Source organism: Rhizobium sp. ZPR4 (assembly GCF_040215725.1).
GTDB classification, from domain to species: domain Bacteria; phylum Pseudomonadota; class Alphaproteobacteria; order Rhizobiales; family Rhizobiaceae; genus Rhizobium; species Rhizobium rhizogenes_D.
In genome coordinates, this window is the sequence record NZ_CP157970.1 from 182,665 (window position 1) to 205,134 (window position 22,470).

Below are 22,470 nucleotides of genomic sequence, written 5' to 3' on the forward strand. Positions count from 1 at the left end.
TTTATGATCAAGATACATGGCGCCGCAACTTTATGCAAGCGACCTCATTGGCATCTGCCTCACCGGTCGCAGCGGCACCTGGAAACTCATAGGCTTCGGCCTCAAAGGATCTCTGCGTAATATGCCCCGGTTGAGAACGACATATGCTGCCGCCACCTTATGCATGGTTATGCTCGGCGCATGTACGGAGCAGTCAGCATCCCAAAAGCCGCCCACGCCGGAGCCGAGTGTTGCTGTCGTCGAGGTGAAGCCAGAAAGGCTGCCCGTCGTTAGCGAGCTTCCGGGCCGGATATCGCCGATGATGACCGCAGCGATCAGACCGCGCGTCACGGGAATTGTCCTTAAGCGGGTCTTTGAGCAAGGCTCTACGGTCAGGGTGGGTGACGTCCTTTATGTACTCGATCAGGAACCGTTCAAAGCCAAGGTGCGATCGGCGCAGGCGACACTCGATTCCGCCAACGCCGCGCAACAGCTCGCTTCCGTGAAGGCAGTCCGCCAGCAGGAGTTGCGCAAGAACAACGTGACCAGCGCCGAGGATGCGGAAAGCGCCGTGGCCGCCCTGTCGCAGAGCGATGCGGATGTCGAACGCGCCGAGGCGGATTTGCAGACAGCTCAACTCGACCTTCAATATACGGAGGTACGGTCTCCAATTTCCGGCCGCATCGGTCGTGCGCTTGTGACGGAAGGGGCTCTCGTTTCTCCGACTTCCGATGTCATGGCTACCGTCGCGCAAATCGATCCGGTCTATGCCGACTTCAGTCAGCCTGCAGACAAGCTCATTGCATTGAAGAATGCTGTTGCCCAAGGGCAGTTGAATGCCGATCCCTCGCAAAATGTGCCGATGAAGCTCACTGCGGAATCGGGCAAGGTCTACACTCACGACGGCAAGCTGCTGTTCTCGGAGGCTTCGGTCAATTCTGCAACCGGACAGGTGATCCTGCGCGGCGAGTTCCCCAATCCCAGCATGGATCTGCTACCGGGTATGTATGTCCGGGGAAGAATCGAGCAAGCGTCTCTCAACAAGGCGCTCGCGGTTCCCCAACAGGCCGTCCAGCACAACACCGCGGGCAAGGCACAACTCTTTGTGGTTGACGGCGAAAACAAAATTGAAGTGCGCGACGTGACGGTCGGCTGGGCCGTCGATGGGCGCTGGGTGATCATCAATGGACTGAACGGAGGCGAGGAGGTCGTGGTCGAAGGCTTCCAGAAGATCACACCAGGCGCAAAAGTAAAGACTGCACCTTGGGTCGCCCCCCAAATGTCACGAGGCTTGCAGCAGGCGAAGGGGTAATCCATGCCGTCATTTTTTATCGACCGCCCCATCTTCGCGTGGGTGATCGCGATTGCGATCATGCTTGGTGGCGCGATCTCCGTCGCCTTGTTGCCGATCTCGCAGTATCCACGTGTCGCCCCGCCTCAGATCAAGATCTCGGCGACATATCCCGGCGCTTCCCCCGCGGACACCTATGAGGGCGTCACCCGGCTGATCGAGGAGGAGCTGAACGGCATACCGGGTATGCTGTACTACGAGTCGACCTCCGACGCGGCGGGCGCGATCAGCATCACCACGACATTCAAACCCGGTTCCGACGCCGAGGCTGCCGCTGTCGAAGTGCAAAACCGCGTGCGCAGGGTCGAATCCCGACTGCCATCCGCCATCGTCCAGCAAGGCATTAACGTGGAGGCCGCCGGCGGCGGTACACTGCTGCTCGTCGCCCTCACTTCGAAAACCGGTGCGACCGACGGCCTCACGCTCGGCGACTATATGAGCCGCAACGTCGTCAACGAACTCCGGCGCGTTCCGGGCGTCGCCAATGCGCAGCTCTTCGGCAGCGAGCGCGCCATGCGCATCTGGGTCGATCCGGACAAATTGCTAGGCTTCAACCTAACACCGGTCGATATCACCAATGCCGTCAGAGAGCAGAACGCTCAAGTCGCGGCCGGGCGAATTGGCGCAGCACCCAGCCCGGACCAGCGCACCACAACCTCGTTGCTGATAAAGGGGCAGCTCGCAACGCCGGACGCATTCGGCGATATCGTGCTGAGGGCGCAACCTGACGGTTCGACCGTCCGGCTTCGCGATGTCGCCCGAATCGAGGTCGGCGCGGAAAACTACAATACATCGACGCGGATCAACGGAAGACCGGCGGCCGGAGTGTCGATCGAACTGGCGGCAGGCGCCAACGCATTGACCACAGCACAGGCCATCCGCGAGCGCATGAATGATCTTGCAACGTCGTTCCCGCAGGACATCGAATATTCCATTCCCTACGACACAACTCCGTTCATCACGATCTCGATCGAAAAAGTCCTATACACGCTGCTGGAAGCGGTTGTGCTCGTCTTCGTCGTGATGTTCCTGTTTCTCCAGAATATCCGCTACACGCTCATCCCGACCCTCGTCGTGCCCATAGCCTTGCTCGGTGCTTGCGGCATCATGCTTGTCCTCGGCTTTTCGATCAATGTGCTCACGATGTTCGGCATGGTGCTTGCGATCGGCATCCTAGTCGACGATGCAATCGTCGTCGTCGAAAACGTCGAGCGCATCATGGCGGAGGAAGGCCTTTCGCCCAAAGAAGCGACGCGAAAGGCAATGAGCCAGATTACCGGAGCGGTCATCGGTATCACGCTGGTTTTGACCTCGGTTTTCATCCCGATGGCCTTCTTCCCCGGTGCGGTCGGCGTTATCTACCAGCAATTCTCACTGACGATGGTCGCCGCCATCCTGTTTTCCGCTTTTCTTGCTCTCTCGTTGACGCCGGCACTCTGCGCCACCATTCTCAAGCCCGTGGAGAAGGGCCATGCGCATACCAAGAAAGGCTTCTTCGGTTGGTTTAATCGGTCTTTCGATACAGGCTCCCGCCAGTATGCGGGCTTCGTTGGCAAGCTTGTGCGAAGCAGCGGGCGTGTGATGGTGGTTTACTTGCTGGTGGCAGGTGTGACGGCCTATCTCTTCCTCCGCCTGCCATCCGACTTTCTGCCCATCGAGGACCAGGGCACCTTGCTGGCACAGGTTCAAGCCCCGGCAGACGCCACGTCCGCAAGAACGGCGGAATCCATTCAGCAGGTCGAGCAGATCGTCATGGCTAGTCCGGCGGTCAATCGCGTTGTGACAATCAATGGATATAGCTTCGCTGGCGCCGGGGAGAATGCTGGCTTGGGATTCATCACACTCAAGAACTGGAGCGAACGCTCCGCCGAACAGGCGTCGCCTCTTCTGGCTCGAGCTCTCACCGGAGGCTTCCAGATAATCAAGGACGCTATCGCCTATGCGGTAACGCCGCCGTCAATTCCCGGGCTGGGCACGACCAACGGTTTCACCTTCAGACTCCAGGATCGGTCCAACAAGGGGGTGGAAGCGCTGAACGCCGCCCGCGATCAGGTACTCGCCGAGGCGAGAAAGAGCTCCATTCTTTCCGGCGTTCGCGTCGACGGCCTTGCCGACGCGCCGCAGATGGTGCTGAATATCGACCGCGAGAAGGCGAATACCTACGGGGTGACCTATGAGGACATCAACCGGACGATCGCGGTCAATCTTGGCTCCTCTTACGTCAACGATTTCCCCAATACCGGGCGCATGCAGCGCGTCACTGTGCAGGCGGACGCCGACAAGCGAGGCGATATCCGGAACGTCCTGAACATGGGCGTACGCAATACCAATGGCGAGATGGTTCCCATTTCCGCTTTTGCCAGATACGAATGGACGAAGGGCCCGACCCAGTTGGTTGGTTACAACGGCTTCCCGACCATTCGCATCAGCGGACAGGCGGCCCCCGGTCGTTCCTCGGGCGATGCCATTGCCGAAATGGAGCGGATCGCCTCGGGCCTGCCCGCCGGCTTCGGATATGAGTGGACCGGGCAGACCCTGCAGGAAATCCAATCCGGTTCGCAGGTGCCGATGCTTCTCGGCCTTTCATGCCTGCTGGTTTTCCTGTGCCTGGCGGCACTCTATGAAAGCTGGTCCATCCCGATCTCGGTCATGATGGTTGTCCCGCTGGGCATCGTCGGCTCCGTCGCCGCCGTGACGCTACGAGACATGCCCAATGATGTCTACTTCAAGGTGGGCTTGATCACGGTCATGGGCCTCTCGGCGAAGAACGCAATTCTGATCATCGAATTTGCCAAGGATTTGAGAGCGTCCGGAAAGAGCCTGATCGATGCGACCATCGAGGCGGCCTATCTGCGCCTGCGCCCCATCCTGATGACCTCTTTCGCTTTCATTCTAGGTGTTGTCCCGCTAGTCGTGGCCAGCGGTGCGGGATCGGCAAGCCAGCGCGCGATTGGCACTGGCGTAATGGGAGGGATGATAACGGCCACCGTATTGGCAGTGTTCTTCGTGCCCGTTTTCTTCGTATTCGTCATGAAGCTGGTGCAGCCCCGCCCAATTGAAAAGCAGACAGTGGAAGCGAGCATGCCTTAGCACGCTTGCTTCCTGCATTTGCAATGGAATTCAGCTGACATCGGGCTGGCGGCTAAATGCTTGGCGCACAGCATGATGGCCGTCGCCACCTATTGCCGGCAATGGCGGCCCCAAAGGCTCCGTGCTGGGCGGTGCCGAGTTGGCGGCCTCCTCCTATTCCCAACACCCCGACGAGGCAATCGATTTTGTGTATTGGGTGGCGAGTTCCGACGTCCAGAAATGCCTCTACGCCGCATCCGGCGGCCTGGGAGGATAATGCCGTCAACGCTGCAGCAGCGGATTTCTGTAGCGCAACGCGGGCAACTTACAATGTCGGTGGAGTACGCCCGAGACACGATGGCTATATAGGCTTTCAGCAGGAGGCGTCTGACCGCGTCAACGCCGGAATAGTCGGCAACGAGGCAGCATCGGCCGTCATTGCCGGTCTCAACGCACTTTTCCGAAAAAGCTTCAGAGATTAATTGCCACCATCGACGGTGCCGAAATCAAAACTAGTCACGCCAACGTGCGCCGCAATGAAGACCTCTCCGTGACATTTCTGTAGGACACGCAGCACCAAGGGTTAGGCAGCATCAGGTGCGAGAGTGTCGCGCTTCCACGTCTTCAAAAGCACCTCAATGAACTTTTCGGCGGCGGGCGACAGCGGGGCGCCACGCCGCCGGACAATCCCGATGGTACGGGTTACCACCGGATCGATGATTGGGCGTGAGACCAAGTAGGGGTGTTCTTCTTGGGGCGTCGCCAATCGGGGCAGAACGGAGATGCCGAGCCCTGCTTCGACGAGACCAAGCGACGTGTTGAGATGAGTGACCTCATAGAACCAGTTCAACCGAAGATTATGTTTCGCAAGAGCGCCGTCCAAAAGCGCCCGATTACCGCTTGAGCGGTCGACGACTACTAGAGGATAGCCATCGAGTTGCCCCCAATTCAACTGATCATGGGCTGCGAGAGGGTGATCCTTGCGCATGGCAAGCACGAATGGGTCATCGATCAAGGGTTCGAAGGAAAGATCCGGGTCCGAATTTCCCATCAGATTGATACCAAACTCGACCTCCCCGCGCGCCACCGCCTGTAGCCCCTCATTGGCTGTTAGATCGCGGATACGCAGCCTGATATGGGGATAATCTGCACCAAACTGCCTGATGACCGTCGGAAGAAAATAGAATGCTGCGGTCGGAACACATGCCATCGTGATCAATCCGCGCCGCTGTGCGCCCCCGTCCTTTAGGGCAAACAGGGAACCATCGAACTCCTCGAGCATCCGCCTCACCAGCGGAAGTAGCTCTTGCCCCGTCGCCGTGGCAGCTACGTGTCTGGTCGTCCGATCCAGCAAAGGCGCACCAATCGACTGTTCGAGCTTCTGAATTCGCCGCGTGAGAGCCGGCTGCGAAATATTGAGAGCCTCAGCAGCTCGATGAAAGCTTTCAAGGTCTACGACAGCTTGAAAAGCACGGAGGTCCAGCATTTCGCAATTGATGCTCATATCGCAATAATCCCCTCAAATATTGCATTTAACAAATAGGCCTCCGTTCCGCATATTGCAATAAGCAAACGAATTAATCCGAATTTCGCAATATTCGAGGGCATGTAATGAACGATCTGATACGCATACCTTGCGTCCTTATGCGCGGTGGCACTTCGCGAGGCCCGTTCTTTCTGGCATCTGATTTGCCTGCTGATCAAGCCCGTCGCGACGCAGCGCTGCTGTCCATCATGGGATCAGGGCATCCGCTGCAGATTGATGGAATCGGAGGAGGAAACCCCGTGACGTCGAAAGTTGCGATCATTGGTCCGCCTAGCGTTCCCGGAGCGGACGTAGACTATCTGTTTGCGCAGGTACGAACCGATAGGCAGATCGTGGATTACTCGCCGAATTGTGGCAATATGCTTGCAGCGGTCGGTCCGTTCGCAATCGAGGCCGGTCTTGTCAAAGCTTCCGATTTCGACACGCTCGTGCGCATTCATAACGTAAACACGGGAAAAATAATCGAAGCGAAGGTTCCGACCCGAAAAGGTGAGGTAATCTATCTTGGCGACGCGTCGATTGATGGCGTGCCGGGCCTAGCTGCTCCGATTGCCCTCACCTTCCTGGATGCGGCCGGAGCCAAGACAGGAAAGCTGTTTCCCACCGGCAACCCCTCGGACTTCATCGGAGGCATCGAAGTTACGGCGATCGACTGCGCCATTCCGATGGTCCTTGTTCGCGCCGAAGACATGGGCCTGACCGGCTATGAAGACGCCGCGTCGCTATCGGCAAACGGCGAGCTGATCGATCGGCTCGCCTCCATCCGTGTCGAAGCAGGCCATTTGATGGGCATGGGTAACGTGTCCGACATGGTTATCCCAAAGCCCGTTCTGATTTCGCCGGCTCGGAATAACGGGACTTTGTCGGTGAGATACTTCATGCCCAACAACTGCCATCCGGCCCTCGCGACCACAGGCGCAGTTGGGATTGCCACTGCCGTCACCACTGCAGGGACGGTAGCATCACAGGTCGTCGGCGAGGAAATGCTGCCGACGCTGGTTCGTATCGAACACCCCAGCGGACGCATCGACGTACAGTTGGAAACGCGAAACGGATCGACCGTCGCGGGCCTGGTCAGGACCGCAAGAAGACTTTTCGAAGGCTATGCCTTCGCCAAGCCGAACGAGCGTGTGGAACACGCTGCATAACCCGCTTCGGCGATGATCGGAGCAAATAGGGAGGAAAACTCGTGCGTACGTACATCTTAGCGGTAGTCACCGCGCTATCTCTAGCCACCACAGCACATGCCGATTCTGTTCGCATGAGCGTGGGTTCCTACAATCTAAACAACCTACCCTTCCCTGTCGCTGAGAGACTCGGCTTCTATAAGGAGGAGGGCCTGGACGTCACGACTGAGAACTTCGCGCAAGGAGGGTCAAAAGTGCTTCAGGCTCTCGTCGCCAGATCGACGGATATCGCGGTCGGTTTCTACGACCATACGATCCAGATGCAGTCGCAGGGCAAGCATGTCGTTGGTTTCGTTCAGCTGGCAAGGAATTCAGGTCTTGTTCTCGCGGGAAAGAACGATAGCGATTTCGACCCGGCGAAACCGGAAACAATCAAGGGAAAGAATGTCGGCATCACCTCGCCTGGTTCTTCGTCTGACTTCTTCATCCGCTATTATCTCAAGCAGCACGGCCTGAGTGACAATGACGTTTCGATTATCGGCGTCGGCTCTGGAGCCGCGGCTGTTGCGGCCCTGCAGCAGGGTAAGATTGACCTCCTGGTCAACTACGACCCCGCCGCCACGATCGTGGTCGAGCGTGGCCTCGGCAAAATCCTCATTGATGCGAGAAGCGACGAAGGTGCCAAGGCGGTCTACGGGGGCATCTACCCGACATCCGTTCTCTATGCCAACCAGGATTTCATCAAAGAACACCCTGAGATAATCCAGAAAGTCACCAATGCGACAGTGAAGGCACTCCATTGGATGAAGGAGCACTCCGCCGAGGAGATCGTCGCCCAGCTTCCCGACGATTTTGTCTCGGGTGACAAGCAGACCTACATCAAGGCGGTGGAAAGCGCGAAGGCGATATTCTCCGAGGATGGCCGATTCACTCCTGCCGACCTCGACGTTCCTCTCTCTGTCCTCAAGAGCTTCAATGAAAGCGTCGGCAAAGCCACGATTGATCTCAATACGACCTACACCAACAAGTTCGTCGAGGCCGCTGGCCGCCGTGTTGAAAACTAAGGGATTAAATATGTCAAACGCAGCAAGGAAGATAGAGGCGGTGTCTCAGCCCACCCTTTCTCCCATGGTCACCATTGAAAAAGTCACCATGGCGTTCGGAGCTTTTGTCGCAGTCGAAAACGTCAATCTGACGGTTGGTAACGGCGAGTTCCTTTCCATTGTCGGCCCTACGGGTTGCGGCAAGTCCACCATTCTCAATGCGATCGCAGGCCTCCTAAAACCTGCAGAGGGTAAAGTCTGTATCGACGGGGCGCCCGTAAAGGACGTCCAAAACAATATCGGATATCTATTCCAGCAGGACGCGTTGTTGCCATGGAAGACGGCTTACCAGAATGTTGAGTTGGGACTGATGTTTCGTGGCGTGGCGGCAGAAGAGCGTCACCCCAAGGTAATCGCCTGGCTGGAAAAAGTTGGACTAAAGGGTTTCGAGAACCGCTTCCCACACCAACTGTCAGGAGGCCAGCGCAAGCGCGTGCAAATGGCTCAGGCGCTTATCACCGAACCCAAGGTCATCCTCATGGACGAGCCTTTCTCAGCGTTGGATATACACACACGGCATTTGATGCAGAATGAACTGCTGAAACTTTGGCAAGAGGATAGGCGTGCCGTGGTCATGATCACACACGATCTCGAGGAAGCAATTGCGCTCGGGGATCGCGTGATAGTTCTGGCTGCTGGCCCACGCAGCCGCGTCATCGAGAGCTTCGGTGTCGATCTAGAACGTCCGAGAGACGTGGCGGAGATCAAACTCGATCCGAAATTCATGTCCCTCTACCGCGATATCTGGGCGTCCCTGAGGGGCGAAGTGGAGAAAAGCTATGCAAGCCATTAACGTCCGTCTAATCCAAATCATGCTTTTGGCCGTAATTCTCGGCACTTGGCAATTTGGTGTGACATACGGGGTGATCGATCGGTTCTTCTTCCCGGCGCCATACGATATCGTCAATCAGGTAGTCAGCTGGGTTGTCGAACCGAGCTTTTACAAACATGTCGGCATTACTCTGAGCGAGACAGTTCTCGGCTATATCATTGGCACGGGTCTCGGCGTCGCGGCCGGAGTCTGGCTCGGACTGAGCCCCTCGATAGCGCGCATCCTCGATCCGTTCATCAAGGCTGTCAACGCCATCCCACGCGTTGTGCTTGCTCCGATCTTCGTTCTGTGGCTCGGCCTCGGACTGTGGTCCAAGGTTGCTCTCGCGGTCACATTAGTGTTTTTCGTGACGTTCTTCAATGCGCTGCAGGGCGTGCGTGAAGTCAACCCGGTCGTGCTGTCCAACACACGTATTCTCGGTGCGAGACGGTCCGATCTTCTTCGTCACGTATACTTCCCAGCAGCAGCAACTTGGATTCTCTCCTCGCTCCGCACCTCTGTTGGCTTCGCAGTCGTCGGCGCAATCATCGGCGAGTACCTTGGCGCATCCGCCGGCCTTGGCTATTTGATCGCCCGCTCGGAAGGTAACTTCGACGCGGTAGGCGTTTTCAGCGGCATTGTCATCCTCGCTGTGTTCGTTCTGATCATCGACCTGTTTCTCGATGTCGCCGAAAAGCGTCTAATCACATGGAAGCCGCGAGCTGGAGAAGAACGGCCGGCTTAGCCGGCTATCGCGATTATAATGCAGGAGGGCGGCCCATCAGCCGCTCTTTTTTTAACACCTCACTGATCAACTAGGCGTGGAGGGAAGGGGTTTTAGGCTCCGGCTTGCTAGGTTTTTTTGAAATTCATGGTTCATCTCTTTGGCTGATGGGTTGTTGTCCTGATGGACAGTTCCCCAAGAACACGGCGATGAAAGGCAGCTTATCCCCCCACAAGGGAGTCGCTGCAGGCGGCGAATGGAACGGGCAGGCGGACAAGACAAAGCTCCGCGCTGTGTATCCGGTCCATACTCAAGGCCACGACCCACCTACGGGATGCATTGGATTTCTGCTTTACACCCCACATGCCGGAGGCGGGCCCCCGACACGGCATTGATGAGGGAAGGCGAAAGGTCTGCCGGAATGCGACGGGACCGCGAGAGTCGTTCTGCGTAGGACGCGAAACGTGCGAGGATCTCTTTCAGGCTGGGTCTGTCGTGATAGTAAAGCGCCGCGATCCGCTTATATGCGCGCTCGTAGAGCAGGAATGTATGGGGGTTGGAGAGACGGAATGCCGGATTGCGGCTCATGTCGGGATCGTCAAGTTTCAGGAAGCGCCGGTCCTTATGTGCGCGATACGCGTCCGCGCCGATGAAGCCTTGCACGTCCGGTTGCTCCGGCAGGCAATAGACGTCGTAGTAATGCCGGAGGAAATTGACAGGGACGCGTGATCGTAGGCTCAGGAGCTAAGAGTCCTGTCGCTGTTGGACGCAACCGTATCGAAGCCGGCTTCGAGCAACACGCCGTCTTTGAGCGCCGACGACGTACCGGTCGTCTCCGGAAAATAGAGGCGGATACAGATGTGCCGAAGTGGTCGGAAAATGCAGCGCGAGCTTGACGCTGTCGAATGGGTACCAGATCTCCCCATCCAGCGACACGAGCGGGCTGACCTTCTCGCCGAGCCTGGCCAATAGCCGCGGTGTCGGATACTACTGCCTTTCGCCGGATTGACGGGTTCATCCGTTTCATCGTCGACGATGGCAAACTGCTAATCCCTGTTTAGATCGCGTCCGGTAAGCCGCGCCCGCTGGATGCTTTCCCCATTCAGCGAGCTGATCGGATACCTCCACAGAGCCGCTCCCGTGCCGATTGTCGAGCTTGGCATTGCTTACTTCCGTCCGCCTCGCATTGAACGATACAGGAGTATCGGTTTCCAGATGTCCCGGCCGATCCGGGGAGATCGGCCGGATATGATCGGCTGTTTCGGCAGGCCGTTATGGGAACGTGGCTAGACCGGAAGGGAGGGATGTTCCGGCAGATTGTTAACTCCCGCAATCGGCATCACCGAGGTTGCCGAATGCGCTTTATCGATGAGATCCGCTGCCGCTACCGCGACCGCCGGCTCCAGAGGCACTGCCGCTGGCTTGCGATGCTGCGCTGCTTGCCTGGGAAGCTGCACTACGCGCACTTTCCCGAGCCTGCGAAGCTGCGCTGCTTGCTTGCGAGGCTGCGTTGCTCACACTGTCATGAGCCTGCGATGCTGCACTCTTTGCCTGCGAGGCTGCGTTGCTCGCATTGTCATGAGCCTGCGATGCCGCACTCTTTGCCTGCGAAGCTGCACTGCGTGCGCTATCACGAGTCTGCGACGCCTCGCTCTTTGCTTGCGCAGCCCGGCTTTGAGCATCTGTGTATTGTGTTGAGGCTGCCTGCTTGACCTCCTGCGTATACTGGGCATCCACGTCCTTCGGACGCTTGTGCTGATGGTCGTTAGCCATGGCCTGCGAGCCGACGAAGCTGAGAATTATACCAGCGATGAGGATATTTCTGTCTGTTGCTCTCATTGGAGCCTCCTGTTTCTGGAATATGTCGCCAATGCGAATATTGACTTCTACTCTCTGATTGCTGCAGCGTGTTGCCGCGCGAGAATTCATGACAGCCTTCGGCGCTGCGAAGGGTTTTCTTTTGTTAAGAGATGTTTCATCGCGCCACAAAGAAGCCACATGCGTTGCAGCAAATAGCGACGCCGGTAGCCGATCATATAGCTCGGCTAGGGATCAGATGTCCGGTTGACGCAGATGATAAGAATTCTAGAGATGTCGACAGTTCAGGGTACGAGCACGAGAGCCATGCGCTGAGATCGTACGAAGCCTCGGCGTAACCTGCCCGAGTGCGATGGCAGTCGAAACGCGACCCACTTAGCCAGGTTTGCAACCCTATGGAAACATTAGGAATCAGCGGCTACGCCGCAACCTCTCAGGAAAAAGTCGACCGAGCGACGCTCATTTTCAAGCAACTCTTCCGTCGCATCCGTATTGCCTGCCAGCGCACGGCGAACGACTGGCGCATGAATGAGTGAGAAGAACTGCTCGGCGAGAAAATCGAGATCGCCTTTTACGCCGCCTTCGGCCAAAACGGATTTCAGCATTTGCTGCGAAGGCTTGCGTCCGGCCTCCTCCACGATTCTCGCCAGTTCCGGAAAGCGTGTAGCCTCTTTGTGAATGAGAAAATAAAGTGCCAGAACGTCCGGCTCGAGAAAAGTCTTAACCATCCTCTCCGTCAGTTTGACAAGACGTTCCCGAAGCGACAGCCCACCTGCGATATACGTGCTCGTGTGTGCCTGCTTCTCCTTTACAAACTTCAGGATGACGGCTTCAAAGAGGTCGGCCTTCGTTGCAAAGCGGGTGTACATGGTCCTCTTCGAACACTGCGCAACCCCGGCGACGTCGTCCGTACTCGTTCCCTCGTAGCCGTGCAGGAGAAAAAGTTGCTGCGCGGCAGCGACGATATCATCTGTGAGCTGAGCTTCACTTCCCTTGGGCGGGCGTCCGCGCGGACGCGGCGGCGTGATTTTCTTTAGCGAAGCAGGTTCCTCTCGCTTTGTCCGTGCTGTTAGTGCCGACATTCCGCTCCCTTTCTTCATGTACGAATATAGGACCTACCCGTCCCGCACCGCAATAGGTTGAACCGCCGCAGGTGGTTGAGTTCGCATACAGATGACCCGCGGCAACTGATGAAGCCACATCAGTGCATTGCTACGGCTGGTCCCTTTGGGATCGGCTTCAGAATCGACACCAGGGGAATGACCAAAATGAGCGAGACGAAGTAAAAGTAGAACATATCGTTGAAAGCCATCACCGTCGCTTGGCGGATGATCGTTTGAAACAGGTTTCCGATGACCTGTTGCGCACCGGCCGGATCTGTGCCCGCCGCGCGCAGGCGATCCTGCATGGTAATCGAGTTGGCGGTGACTGCTTCGAACAATCTTTGTGTATGGAATGAGATCTGGCGCTCTTGAAGACTGGCAATGATGGCGAGACCGATGGACCCGCCGAGATTGCGGGCGGCGCTATAAAGTCCCGCCGCGTCCTGGACCACATCCTTAGGCACCGACCGCGTTGCGGCTTGATTGAGGAAAATGAGGGAGAAAGCCTGCCCAAATCCGCGCAATACCTGCGAAATGTAGAAATCGCTGCCGTCCGCTGCTGCGGTCAACGTCGTGTCGATATAGCAACTGGTTGCGTAGCAGAGCAGGCCGAAAACGATGGCGATGCGCAGATCGAGATTTCTCACCAGCACGGGAATGAACGGCATTACAAGAAACATCGGAATGCCACTAAGAAGCACGACCGTTCCCGACTGGAGAGCGTTATAGCCTGTAACGTTCGAAAGGAACTGCGGAATAAGGTAGGCAACACCGTAAAGGGCGGCCCCTGTTACCAGCGCCGTTATGAACACGCTTCCGAACGAGCGCTGGAAAAGAATGTCGAGGCGAATGACCGGGCGCTTTGAATAGAGTTGGCCAAGCACGAGCAGCACAAGACCAATCAACGTGAGCACCGTCAACATGACGATGAATTGAGATTCGAACCATTGTTGGCTTTGCCCATCTTCCAAGACGATCGTCAGGCACCCAAGGAAGACCGATAATCCGACAATACCGATCCAGTCAGCCTCTCTCAGCAATTCCTCCGTCATCTTGGCTGCCGGCAAGCCGAGAGTGAGCAGCACGAGCAAACCAATGCCGACGGGAAGGTTGAGAAAGAAGGCGTAGTGCCAGCTCGCGTTTTCCGTCAGCCAACCGCCGACCAATGGGCCTGCGACTGGCCCCATGACCGCGGTCAAGCCGAAGAATGCCATGCCGATCGGTTGCTGGGAGGGTGGCAGTCTGGTGGAGACGATTGTCATTGCGGTAGGGATCATCGCTCCCCCTGTGAACCCCTGCCCCACGCGTCCGAAGATCATCATGCCGAGCGAGGTGGAGAAGCCGCATAGCATTGAGAAGCTGACGAAAAGCATCGTCATTATGATCAGAAATCTGCGCAATCCGAGAAGGTTGGCCAACCAACCGCTCAACGGGATCATGATGATCTCGGCTACGAGGTAGGAGGTTGCGATCCATGTCCCCTCGGTACCGCTCGCCCCGATTTCACCTTGTATTTGCGGAAGTGCCGAATTTGTAATGGAGATGTCGAGCGCCGCCATGAAGGCTCCGATGATGCCCGCGGCCACAGCGAGCCATGCAGCTGCATCGGCCTTTTCCGGCATTTCGACAGGGCCGGCCCCGACCGTTGCGGCTCTGCTCACTTCGTCACCTTCGAATCTGTTTCCTGCTCGGCCAGTCTGCTTTGCTCCTTGCGTGCGCCGCGCGTATCTACATCCACCGTCACGGACAGTCCGGGAACGAGGATCTCGCGGGCCTCCGAACCGGCCTCCACTTTGATACGCACCGGAACGCGCTGGACGATCTTGGTGAAGTTGCCCGTCGCGTTCTCCGCTGGGATGAGGGCGAACTGGGCTCCGGTCCCCGGCGCAAAGCTCTCGACGGTCCCGTGCAGGCTGGTCGAGCTTATCGCGTCGATGCTGATCATCGCGGGCTGACCGACGCGCATCAACTCAATCTGCGTCTCCTTGAAATTGGCCTCGAGATACAGGTCTTCGACGGGCACGAGGGTCATGAGCCGCGTGCCGGCCTGGACGTATTGGCCGACGGTGACCGTCTTGTCACCGACGGTCCCTGCTATCGGAGCGATGACGATTGTGGCGTCGAGATCGAGTTTGGCTGAGGCGAGCTGGGCCTCAGACTGCTTCACCGCTGCCTCTGATTGCTTGACGGCGGCATCGGCGGTATTAATCGCCTCCTTTGAAGAGGCAAGCGAGGCTTCGGCGATATTGACCTGAGCGTTCGCCTGATCGCGCTGGCTGATATAGTTGGCAACCTGTTCGCTCGACGTCGCACCGCTCTTGCCAAGTGACTGATAGCGATCCACCTGGCTCTGCGCGAATTTTGCCTGGGTATGAGCCGATGCGAGTTGAGCCTCGGCCTGCCCAACCGCCGAAACCTGGCGCTTCGCCTCGGCGATCGCGCGGACGAGGTCGGCCTTGGAGGCTTCGAGGGCGGCTTCGGCCTGATTGACCTTGGCTTCGTAGTCCTGCGACCTGATCTTCAATAGCTTATCGCCCGCCGAGACCTTCTGGTTCGACGTCACATAGACCGTTTCGACATAGCCCTGCACTTTCGGAGCAATGGCGGTCTGGTCTGCCTGAAGGAATGCATCGTTCGTGGACTGTATGAAGCGGCCTTCCGTCCAATAGCGCCAGAACCAGCCGCTACAGACAACCAGCACCACGAGCAGTACGATCGCGAGCACACGGTGAATCAGCCTTCTGTCCGCAGGAGGCCGCGTCTGCGGTGCTGCCATTTCGATTGCTTCATTCGGCTTATCCCGAGCGTCGTTCGCTCGTCCGTCCACCAACGCGACGTTCTGTCCAACTCCGGCCACTAAAATTCTCCTGGGTAGCTTTTAAAAAGGTACTGCATAGTTTATATATTTATTCAGTTATTGCTAGCGAAAAACTTCAGGGGGGTGTTTTCGTGCTCCAACAGACAGCGTCTCATGGCCAAGTTTGCCTCCTCATCGTCGAGGACGACCGTGATATAGCGCGCATGTTAGTGGCGATCTTTGAGGGGGCAGGCTATCGTGCATCCACCGCACGATCCGGTCTCGAAATGGATCGCGCCTTGCTCATCCAAGAGTTTGATCTCATTATTTTAGATGCGATGCTTCCAGGGGAAGACGGCTTCAGCATATGCCGCAGACTTCGCGATACGCTGACGACACCAATTCTCATGCTGACGGCTCTTGACGAGGATATCGACAGGATCCTGGGACTAGAGCTCGGTGCCGACGACTATGTCACAAAGCCGTTCAATTCCCGCGAACTTCTCGCCAGGGTCAAAGCTCTGATCCGCAGATCATCTTATGGTCCTTCGATGCAGACCTTTTCGGGCTCAATGAGCTTTTTAGGATGGCAGGTCGACGCGGTAAAGCGTCAACTGCGAGATCCCGAAGGCGTCGAGGTGACGATGACAACAACCGAGTTTGATATCCTGCTCGCCTTTTGCAGCAATGCGGGTCAGATCATGACCCGTGAACAACTTCTCTCTTTGACATATGCGGGTTCTGCCGGCCCTGCCCAGCGCAGCGTTGATGTTCACGTCAGCAGGGTTCGCCAGAAAATCGAACCCAATGTTCGCGAACCGAGCTTGATAAAAACGGTCCGCTTGGGCGGTTACGTATTTACGCCGGCAGTGGAGAAGACTCCATGACACGGAACATGCTCTGGCCGTCCTCGATCAAGAACCAGATCTTCTTGCTGTCGGCACTTCCAATCGTCGTGCTGACGATCCTAGCCGTGTTCGCCAAATCTTTTTCCGATGTTGAGCAAGCCCGGCGCGAGTGGGCAAGTTTTACGTCCGGCCAGCTGATAATGCTGGCTGAGGGCGTTCGTCGCGCCGAATCTCAGCCGGACCTGGACAATGCATTGCAGGCGGTGATGAGGGCCGGTTTTACGGGAGAACTTGTCAATACGTCCAGACCGGTCCATGTTCCGAATATGGACCAACAGGAAGAGCTTCGCGAGCATCTGACAACGATGCTCGCGAAGCTGGTCGCAGAAGCGAATCCTATCGACGCAGAGCTGCGAACCTCCGAAGTTTCCCTTGCGATCACCGGTTCACGCCTGCTTGTATTCAGGAACATCAGACTTCGAGACCCTTCCGCCTACGGGGTCAATCTAGCCAACGACGTCATTTGGGTCAGCCTGTTCGTCTTGCCCGCACTCGGACTATCGCTCTACCTTAGTCTTTTGATTATTCGCCCCCTCATTCGCTTTACCCAAATGGCGCGCAGAGTTAGCGACGATGACGATGTTCCGAACCTTTTCATGACCGGCCAAACCAGCGAACTGCGAAGTCTCGCCGAGCCTTTCAGTGCATTGGCCGCCAAAGTGAAAACAATTATCGAGGGCCGGTCGCAGATGCTGAGGGCAATGGGACATGACCTGCGAACACCACTTACTAGGCTTCGCATGCGGGTTGAATGTTGTCCTGACGGCGAGCTTCAACGGCAGATGCTCGGTGATATCGAAGCGGTCACCAACATGATCGATGAAAACATGAGCTATCTCAGGAACGCGACGTCCGACGTTGGGCTTACGCGCAAGTCTGATCTGACAAGCCTTATTCAAACTGTCGTTGCGGGGTTTTCCGATATGGGCATTTCCATCGCCTTTTCCGGTCCGTCAAGGTTGCCTCTCACCTGCAAACCAAGATTGCTGGCTCGCGCGGTTTCAAATCTCATAGACAATGCGTCTCGTTATGCAAAGGAAATCGAGGTGGCACTTGATCATGCGTCGAACGGCGAAGTGACGATCTGCGTGAACGACAACGGACCAGGGCTCCCCAATGATATGAAACTGAAAGTCATGGAAGGTTTCTTCACTGCAAGCCAAGGTGGCTCGGTGCGCCAGCATGGCGGCGTCGGGCTTGGTCTTGCAATTGCTCATGGCATTGCCGAACGGCACGGTGGGGCGTTGAGCTTGCATGATCAATCATCCGGCGGGCTGAGCGCAAGGTTGACCATCAGGTCACTCGACGAGCTTCCACAAAAGTCGCCCCCATGGACAGCAATGCGCTTGTGATTGGCGCTCGCGGAGTATTCATCCAAAATCTTTCGAACAAAAGTAAGCATCCGGTGACTACCGCGGTTGGCGCTGATGGTGTCCAGCTTCAGCGGCCTGACTGAAGTTCCGCGATAGCTTTGGCAGCCTTGTCGCAGCGCTCTGCAAGTTCTGGGTATGAGAGCTCCATGTGCTGGGTCGCGATCTTGAAGAGATACTGCGCGATGGCGTCAACTGAGGCGGTTTGGTTGGTCAGCATGCCAAAGACGGTATCGGCATAGGCATCATATTCGTCTTGCGCTTCAGGAATGTCCGACACCCCGATGGGGTCCCATTCTGTGAGCAATATTTTCCGAATGATAGCTCGGTTGGCTTTGTGATCCATCGTTGATCCTATGCCGCAACGGCTGCTGTTTGCGTCGGTTTCCAGTTCCACGGCAGCAACTGCTCCAGCCTGCTGATCGGCGTGTCGGCAATGTTGGCGAGAACGTCGGCGAGCCAGGCCTGTGGATCGATGTCATTGAGCTTCGCGGTTTATGCCGACCGGCGAACTATGCCGAACGCCTCTTCTGATGGGGACGGTCCACCGCACGTTCCCGGCCAGTTCAGCCGGGAGCTGGTAGTTGACACTCGGCATAGTTCTCATGCTCAGAGGGCGTTCAGGAATTCCAGAAGCCGGTCGTTTGGTCGAAATCGCTCGGCCTTGGCGCGTTCGTACGGCTTCAGCTTTGCGAGTGCAGATTCCTTCAGTTCAAGATGTGCATGTAGATAGGTCAGCGTCGTTTCCATCGCCTCATGACCCAGCCACAGGGCGATGACGGAGCAATCGACGCCCGCCTGTAGCAACTCCATGGCAGCGCTGTGCCGCAAGACATGAGGCGACACTCGCTTCGAGCGAAGGGAGGGGCAGTGTTCGCGCGCTTTGGCAACATATTTGTTCAGCAGTGCCTGCACGCCGTCAGCGCTGAGCTTGCCACCGTGCATGTTCGGAAAGAGCGCCGTTGCGCTTCGCTTTCTGGGCTCCTTGAGCCAGTGACGAAGGGCTTGCTGTGCGACCTTCGTGAGGGGCGTACTTCGCTCTTTGCGGCCCTTGCCAACGCACTGCACATGCGCACCCCGGCCGAGTATGACCGAGTCTCGGTCGAGGTTGACAATCTCCGATACCCGCAACCCCGTTTGCGCGGCCAGCAAGAGCAAAGTGTAATCGCGACGTCCCAGCCATGTGCTTCGATCCGTACAGTCCAGAATCGCTTCAATCTCGGGCCTAGTGAGAAACTGAAGCTGCCGCTTGTCGCATCGCTTGCTGGGGATCGCGAGCACACGCTGAATATGGGCGCTATGTGCCGGCTCCTCGAACGCTGCATACCGGAAGAAGGATCGGATGGCTGTGAGGCGGAGATTCCGGGTCCTCACCGAGGCAGATCTCTTCGTCTCAAGGTCCTCCAGGAATGCGGTGATGAAAGGGGCGTCCAAATCCCGCAATGTCAATTGAGATGGGGATCTCGCAAGGCGCGTCTGTGCGAACGCAAAGAGGAGCCTGAAGGTGTCGCGATAGGAGGCGATGGTGTTGGAACTTACACCTCGATGCTTCATAAGCCGATCTGTGAACCACCGCTCGATCAGCACGGCCAAGTCGTTCGTGCGTCTCATGACCGAGCCTCCCAACGCTTATCCAATCGCCGGACCGCATGGTTCATCAGTTCCGGCACGGCGGACAGGTACCAGTAGGTGTCGCGAACGTTAGCATGACCGAGAAAGGTCGAGAGAACCGGCAGTTCGCGTTCCACATCTTCGCCGGTGCGATACCAGTTGATCAGGGTCTGGACGGCAAAACGATGTCTTAGATCGTGTATTCGTGGCCCGTCGCGCTGCCCGTCCTGCCGCAAACCGACTTGGCGGGATAGTTGCCAGAACACGCGGTGCACGTATTGATGCAGCAATCTGCCGCCCTGTTCGGCAACGAAGAAATAGGGACTGCGCTGCTTACCGAGGTGTGCATCGCGTCGGACGGCATAGTCTGAGAGGACGGCGATCGTCGTGGCATGCAGCGGCACCAGCCGTGACTTGCCGAACTTTGTCTCTCGAATGGTGAGGATGCCCTGCTCGAGATCGACGTCGGTCCGGAGCAGGCCGAGCGCTTCGGAATGGCGCAGACCGGTCACCGCTATTAATCCGAACAGGCAGTTATATGTCCATCGCCGAAGGGCGCCGGCCGGCGGCAGCGACAGGGCCGCCGCCAGAAGCGCCTGAATCTCGACTTCACTATAGATGTAGGGCTTTGTGCGCCGTGCCGGCGGTACAGCGTCGCTTGGTGGTACTTCCGTCAGAGGATCGAAATGAGCCAGGTGCTGGGCAAAGCAGCGCACGTCAACCAGGCGGACGGACCAACTCGGCTGCCGGCCCATTGAGGTGACCCACTCCATTGCAAGGTCTGTCGTGATGGTCTCGGCGCCGCGGGCTTCCATGAAAGCGACGAACTCCGACAATCGTTTTGCCGGACCGTCATATTTGTATCCCAGCCCTTGGCGCATACCGACGTAGCGCTCAAGCGCGGTGCGAAGCCGGCTCATTGCACACCTCCCGGCCAGGGCAGGCTCAGTTCACGCAGCTTCTCGATATCGAGCTTGGCATAGATCCTTGTACTGTCGATGCTTCGATGGCGGAGCAGCTGGCCGATCTCGGCAAAGCTGGCGCCTGACCGCAAAAGGTCGGTCGCAAGGCTGTGGCGGAAAAGATGGGCGCCATGATGCGCATAGCCGTCAATGCCTGCCCGTTCGAGTGCCTGCTTCGCGATCATCGTGATGGCGCAGCCGGAGGCAAAACCCACGTGCGGCGCGGTACATTCTATTTCCAAGTGCGACATGTCAGTAATTTCAATGGCTTCACTTTGGAGATTTTGGCATGTCGCTTTGCTATCAGCAGCTCACCCTCGCCGATCGTCGCCGTCTTTATCATCTCAGAGAGCGAAAAGTGCCGATTGGTGAGATCGCCCGCCAGCTTGGACGTCACCGCTCGACGATCTACCGTGAGCTCACGCGCAATACTTTCCATGACGGGGAGTTTCCCGAGTACACCGGCTATTTCGATACGATCGCCGATGATATCGCCAAGGAGCGGCGTCGCAGACTGCGCAAGCTCAGGCGGCATCCAAGATTGCGCGAGCTGGTCATTGATCGCCTGAAGGCCTATTGGTCACCGGAGCAGATTGCCGGTCGTCTTGCCGAAGATGGCGCAAACGCTGTTCGCATTTGCCCGGAGACGATTTATCGGTTTGTCTACTGCAAGGAGGATTACGGTCTGGGCCTCTATCGCTACCTGCCGGAGGCACGCCGCAAGCGTCGCCCTCGAGGCTCTCGCCGGCCGCGAGGCAACGTCTTCCCGGCCGATTGCAGGATATCCCAAAGGCCTGATTTTATTGGTAATAGAACCGAGTTCGGGCATTGGGAAGGCGACCTGCTGATCTTCAAGCGGGAGCTTGGACCGACCAACGTCACCTCGCTGGTTGAACGCAAGAGCCGCTATACGGTCATGCTCAAGAACAACAGCCGCCACTCCCGACCGATCATGGATAAGATCGTTCATGCCTTCTCGCCGTTGCCAGCGCTGGCGCGGTGCAGCTTTACCTTCGATCGCGGCACGGAGTTCAGCGGCTTCAGGGCTTTGGAGGAAGGGATCGGCGCCAGGAGCTGGTTCTGCGACCCCAGCGCGCCATGGCAGAAAGGCGCCGTCGAGAACACAAACAAACGCATCCGACGCTTCATGCCTGGGGACACGGATCTTACCAACGTCACCCAGCAACAGCTGACCGAGTTAGCGCATCATCTAAACTCGCAGCCGCGCAAATGCCTCGGATACCGCACCCCCGCCGAAGCCTTTGCTGCCTATTTGCGTGAAGGTAGCTAATGCCCTACCCTCCAAAACGGCCATGATGCACTTGGGTTAGCTTCTCCAGATGACCCATTGCCGTCGTCCGATCACAGGCATCCAGAACCTTCTGGACCTTCTCTGGCGGTAGGAATGTTGGAAGGCCGGCAAGTCGCCAGCGTCGGATGGACGGCACACAGTCGGCCAGCGCCGTCGCGATTAAGCCCTTCACATGCAAATAGCGCAGGAAGGCACGTACCGCCCCGCACATTGCTTTGCCACTATCGGCGGAGCCATCGAGCGCATGTCGCTCGATATAACCGATGACAATCTCAGGCGTGAACGCCGAAAACCCATCTGTGCCGGCCGGGCAGACCTCCTGCAGAAAACGATACGCAAGCAGCTTGTGGCTGCCCACCGTCGAAGCAGCGAGCCCCCTCTCATTCGAGAGATAAACGGCGAATATATCGATAATCTGCTCGTGTTCCGTGCGCTCAATCGGTCGAGCCGCTGATATCAAGCCTTCTTCTCGCAGTGAGGAAAGCAAGCGTCGCAGCGCGGATCGGTCCCCGGGATCCGGCCTCCAATGTCTCAAACGATGCTCGAGAAACCGCTCAACATCGACCTCACCTAAATCACGGCGGTCGCACCCGTTGCCAACATGCCAGTCCATCAGGTCTCGAAACAGGCTCAGTGAACGCCAGGTGCTATGCTGACCCAAGCCCTCCTTCGACAATTTGGCGGCGTAAACGCGCGCAAACTCTTGATATGGACCGTGGATCAGCTTCCGATAGAGTGCGCTACGCTTCAAATAGTCATCTGCATTCATGTGTCCTCTCCTTCGCGTCAATTGCGACGGAGAGACCCTACGTTATGCCGATCGGGCTACCGCTATATGATAGAAAACGTTGGCAAAAACTTGCCTAATCGGCATAGTTC

19 protein-coding genes and 1 pseudogene are annotated in these 22,470 nt (G+C 57.3%); 9 read left to right on the forward strand and 11 right to left on the reverse strand.

The genetic code is table 11. From position 1 onward, the window contains the following. Positions 1 to 16 precede the first annotated feature (16 nt). Positions 17 to 1,291 carry an efflux RND transporter periplasmic adaptor subunit gene (locus ABOK31_RS34075; protein ID WP_349962933.1) on the forward strand — a complete coding sequence of 425 codons (1,275 nt, stop codon included), beginning with the start codon at positions 17 to 19 and terminating at the stop codon, positions 1,289 to 1,291. Between the two features lie 3 nt (positions 1,292 to 1,294). After that, positions 1,295 to 4,420: an efflux RND transporter permease subunit gene (locus tag ABOK31_RS34080; protein WP_349962934.1), complete on the forward strand. Its 3,126-nt coding sequence runs from the start codon at positions 1,295 to 1,297 to the stop codon at positions 4,418 to 4,420. 562 nt (positions 4,421 to 4,982) lie between these two features. Here ABOK31_RS34080 and ABOK31_RS34085 read toward each other — a convergent pair. Then, positions 4,983 to 5,903, reverse strand: coding sequence for a LysR substrate-binding domain-containing protein (locus ABOK31_RS34085; protein ID WP_349962936.1), 921 nt, complete (start codon positions 5,901 to 5,903; stop codon positions 4,983 to 4,985). Positions 5,904 to 6,010: 107 nt separating this feature from the next. On the opposite strand from ABOK31_RS34085, the gene ABOK31_RS34090 reads away from it, so the two are divergent. From ABOK31_RS34090 to ABOK31_RS34105, 4 genes are read left to right on the forward strand one after another with little or no spacing between them, the layout of a single operon-like run. Further along, a complete protein-coding gene (locus ABOK31_RS34090) occupies positions 6,011 to 7,093 on the forward strand; it encodes a 4-oxalomesaconate tautomerase (RefSeq protein WP_349962937.1) in 1,083 nt (360 codons plus the stop codon). Between the two features lie 41 nt (positions 7,094 to 7,134). After that, positions 7,135 to 8,136 (forward strand): ABC transporter substrate-binding protein, encoded by a 1,002-nt coding sequence (locus ABOK31_RS34095; protein WP_349962938.1) that lies wholly within the window; start codon positions 7,135 to 7,137, stop codon positions 8,134 to 8,136. Between the two features lie 10 nt (positions 8,137 to 8,146). Then, entirely contained in the window at positions 8,147 to 8,968 is an 822-nt protein-coding gene (locus ABOK31_RS34100; RefSeq protein ID WP_349962939.1) for an ABC transporter ATP-binding protein, read from the forward strand. After that, positions 8,955 to 9,731, forward strand: a complete 777-nt coding sequence (locus ABOK31_RS34105; protein WP_349962940.1) for an ABC transporter permease — start codon at positions 8,955 to 8,957, stop codon at positions 9,729 to 9,731. The genes ABOK31_RS34100 and ABOK31_RS34105 overlap by 14 nt, the downstream gene beginning before the upstream one ends. Positions 9,732 to 10,037: 306 nt before the next feature. On the opposite strand, the gene ABOK31_RS34110 is transcribed toward ABOK31_RS34105, so the two are convergent. The 4 genes from ABOK31_RS34110 to ABOK31_RS34125 all read right to left on the reverse strand — a co-directional run bounded on the left by ABOK31_RS34110 (position 10,038) and on the right by ABOK31_RS34125 (position 15,488). Then, the gene (locus tag ABOK31_RS34110) at positions 10,038 to 10,373 is read right to left on the reverse strand and encodes a hypothetical protein (RefSeq protein ID WP_349962941.1); all 336 of its coding nucleotides are present in this window, start codon (positions 10,371 to 10,373) and stop codon (positions 10,038 to 10,040) included. Between the two features lie 1,559 nt (positions 10,374 to 11,932). After that, the gene (locus tag ABOK31_RS34115; protein ID WP_349962942.1) at positions 11,933 to 12,610 is read right to left on the reverse strand and encodes a TetR/AcrR family transcriptional regulator; all 678 of its coding nucleotides are present in this window, start codon (positions 12,608 to 12,610) and stop codon (positions 11,933 to 11,935) included. Positions 12,611 to 12,729: 119 nt separating this feature from the next. Then, entirely contained in the window at positions 12,730 to 14,253 is a 1,524-nt protein-coding gene (locus tag ABOK31_RS34120) for a DHA2 family efflux MFS transporter permease subunit (protein ID WP_349963123.1), read from the reverse strand. 35 nt (positions 14,254 to 14,288) lie between these two features. Then, positions 14,289 to 15,488 carry an HlyD family secretion protein gene (locus tag ABOK31_RS34125; protein ID WP_349962943.1) on the reverse strand — a complete coding sequence of 400 codons (1,200 nt, stop codon included), beginning with the start codon at positions 15,486 to 15,488 and terminating at the stop codon, positions 14,289 to 14,291. A gap of 164 nt (positions 15,489 to 15,652) precedes the next feature. Here ABOK31_RS34125 and ABOK31_RS34130 point away from each other — a divergent pair, with 164 nt between their 5' ends. Then, on the forward strand, positions 15,653 to 16,315 hold the full coding sequence (locus ABOK31_RS34130; protein ID WP_349962944.1) for a response regulator transcription factor: 663 nt from the start codon (positions 15,653 to 15,655) through the stop codon (positions 16,313 to 16,315). After that, a complete protein-coding gene (locus tag ABOK31_RS34135; protein WP_349962945.1) occupies positions 16,312 to 17,688 on the forward strand; it encodes an ATP-binding protein in 1,377 nt (458 codons plus the stop codon). The genes ABOK31_RS34130 and ABOK31_RS34135 overlap by 4 nt, the downstream gene beginning before the upstream one ends. 88 nt (positions 17,689 to 17,776) lie before the next feature. Here ABOK31_RS34135 and ABOK31_RS34140 read toward each other — a convergent pair whose 3' ends face one another. The 5 genes and pseudogenes from ABOK31_RS34140 to ABOK31_RS34160 all read right to left on the reverse strand — a co-directional run bounded on the left by ABOK31_RS34140 (position 17,777) and on the right by ABOK31_RS34160 (position 20,530). After that, positions 17,777 to 18,103 carry a hypothetical protein gene (locus tag ABOK31_RS34140; protein WP_349962947.1) on the reverse strand — a complete coding sequence of 109 codons (327 nt, stop codon included), beginning with the start codon at positions 18,101 to 18,103 and terminating at the stop codon, positions 17,777 to 17,779. Next, positions 18,061 to 18,201 (reverse strand): annotated as a pseudogene (locus ABOK31_RS34145) (transposase domain-containing protein); the annotation flags it as partial. The gene ABOK31_RS34140 and the pseudogene ABOK31_RS34145, both read right to left, overlap by 43 nt. Positions 18,202 to 18,315: 114 nt before the next feature. Beyond that, positions 18,316 to 19,317 (reverse strand): tyrosine-type recombinase/integrase, encoded by a 1,002-nt coding sequence (locus ABOK31_RS34150; protein ID WP_349963124.1) that lies wholly within the window; start codon positions 19,315 to 19,317, stop codon positions 18,316 to 18,318. Beyond that, entirely contained in the window at positions 19,314 to 20,237 is a 924-nt protein-coding gene (locus tag ABOK31_RS34155; protein ID WP_349962949.1) for a tyrosine-type recombinase/integrase, read from the reverse strand. The genes ABOK31_RS34150 and ABOK31_RS34155 overlap by 4 nt, the downstream gene beginning before the upstream one ends. After that, positions 20,234 to 20,530 (reverse strand): tyrosine-type recombinase/integrase, encoded by a 297-nt coding sequence (locus ABOK31_RS34160; RefSeq protein ID WP_349962951.1) that lies wholly within the window; start codon positions 20,528 to 20,530, stop codon positions 20,234 to 20,236. The genes ABOK31_RS34155 and ABOK31_RS34160 overlap by 4 nt, the downstream gene beginning before the upstream one ends. A gap of 38 nt (positions 20,531 to 20,568) precedes the next feature. Here ABOK31_RS34160 and ABOK31_RS34165 point away from each other — a divergent pair, with 38 nt between their 5' ends. Beyond that, the gene (locus ABOK31_RS34165) at positions 20,569 to 21,570 is read left to right on the forward strand and encodes an IS30 family transposase (RefSeq protein ID WP_349962953.1); all 1,002 of its coding nucleotides are present in this window, start codon (positions 20,569 to 20,571) and stop codon (positions 21,568 to 21,570) included. A 4-nt stretch (positions 21,571 to 21,574) separates the two neighbouring features. Here ABOK31_RS34165 and ABOK31_RS34170 read toward each other — a convergent pair whose 3' ends face one another. Next, positions 21,575 to 22,360 (reverse strand): hypothetical protein, encoded by a 786-nt coding sequence (locus ABOK31_RS34170; RefSeq protein WP_349962954.1) that lies wholly within the window; start codon positions 22,358 to 22,360, stop codon positions 21,575 to 21,577. Positions 22,361 to 22,470 lie beyond the last annotated feature (110 nt).

Coding starts and splice junctions, on each gene's coding strand:
- ABOK31_RS34150 (WP_349963124.1), bottom strand. CDS start 19,317: ATGAGACGCACGAACGACTTGGCCGTGCTGATCGAGCGGTGGTTCACA.
- ABOK31_RS34075 (WP_349962933.1), top strand. CDS start 17: ATGGCGCCGCAACTTTATGCAAGCGACCTCATTGGCATCTGCCTCACC.
- ABOK31_RS34085 (WP_349962936.1), bottom strand. CDS start 5,903: ATGAGCATCAATTGCGAAATGCTGGACCTCCGTGCTTTTCAAGCTGTC.
- ABOK31_RS34135 (WP_349962945.1), top strand. CDS start 16,312: ATGACACGGAACATGCTCTGGCCGTCCTCGATCAAGAACCAGATCTTC.
- ABOK31_RS34115 (WP_349962942.1), bottom strand. CDS start 12,610: ATGTCGGCACTAACAGCACGGACAAAGCGAGAGGAACCTGCTTCGCTA.
- ABOK31_RS34160 (WP_349962951.1), bottom strand. CDS start 20,530: ATGTCGCACTTGGAAATAGAATGTACCGCGCCGCACGTGGGTTTTGCC.
- ABOK31_RS34105 (WP_349962940.1), top strand. CDS start 8,955: ATGCAAGCCATTAACGTCCGTCTAATCCAAATCATGCTTTTGGCCGTA.
- ABOK31_RS34100 (WP_349962939.1), top strand. CDS start 8,147: ATGTCAAACGCAGCAAGGAAGATAGAGGCGGTGTCTCAGCCCACCCTT.
- ABOK31_RS34155 (WP_349962949.1), bottom strand. CDS start 20,237: ATGAGCCGGCTTCGCACCGCGCTTGAGCGCTACGTCGGTATGCGCCAA.
- ABOK31_RS34130 (WP_349962944.1), top strand. CDS start 15,653: ATGTTAGTGGCGATCTTTGAGGGGGCAGGCTATCGTGCATCCACCGCA.
- ABOK31_RS34120 (WP_349963123.1), bottom strand. CDS start 14,253: ATGCCGGAAAAGGCCGATGCAGCTGCATGGCTCGCTGTGGCCGCGGGC.
- ABOK31_RS34170 (WP_349962954.1), bottom strand. CDS start 22,360: ATGAATGCAGATGACTATTTGAAGCGTAGCGCACTCTATCGGAAGCTG.
- ABOK31_RS34090 (WP_349962937.1), top strand. CDS start 6,011: ATGAACGATCTGATACGCATACCTTGCGTCCTTATGCGCGGTGGCACT.
- ABOK31_RS34080 (WP_349962934.1), top strand. CDS start 1,295: ATGCCGTCATTTTTTATCGACCGCCCCATCTTCGCGTGGGTGATCGCG.
- ABOK31_RS34165 (WP_349962953.1), top strand. CDS start 20,569: ATGTCGCTTTGCTATCAGCAGCTCACCCTCGCCGATCGTCGCCGTCTT.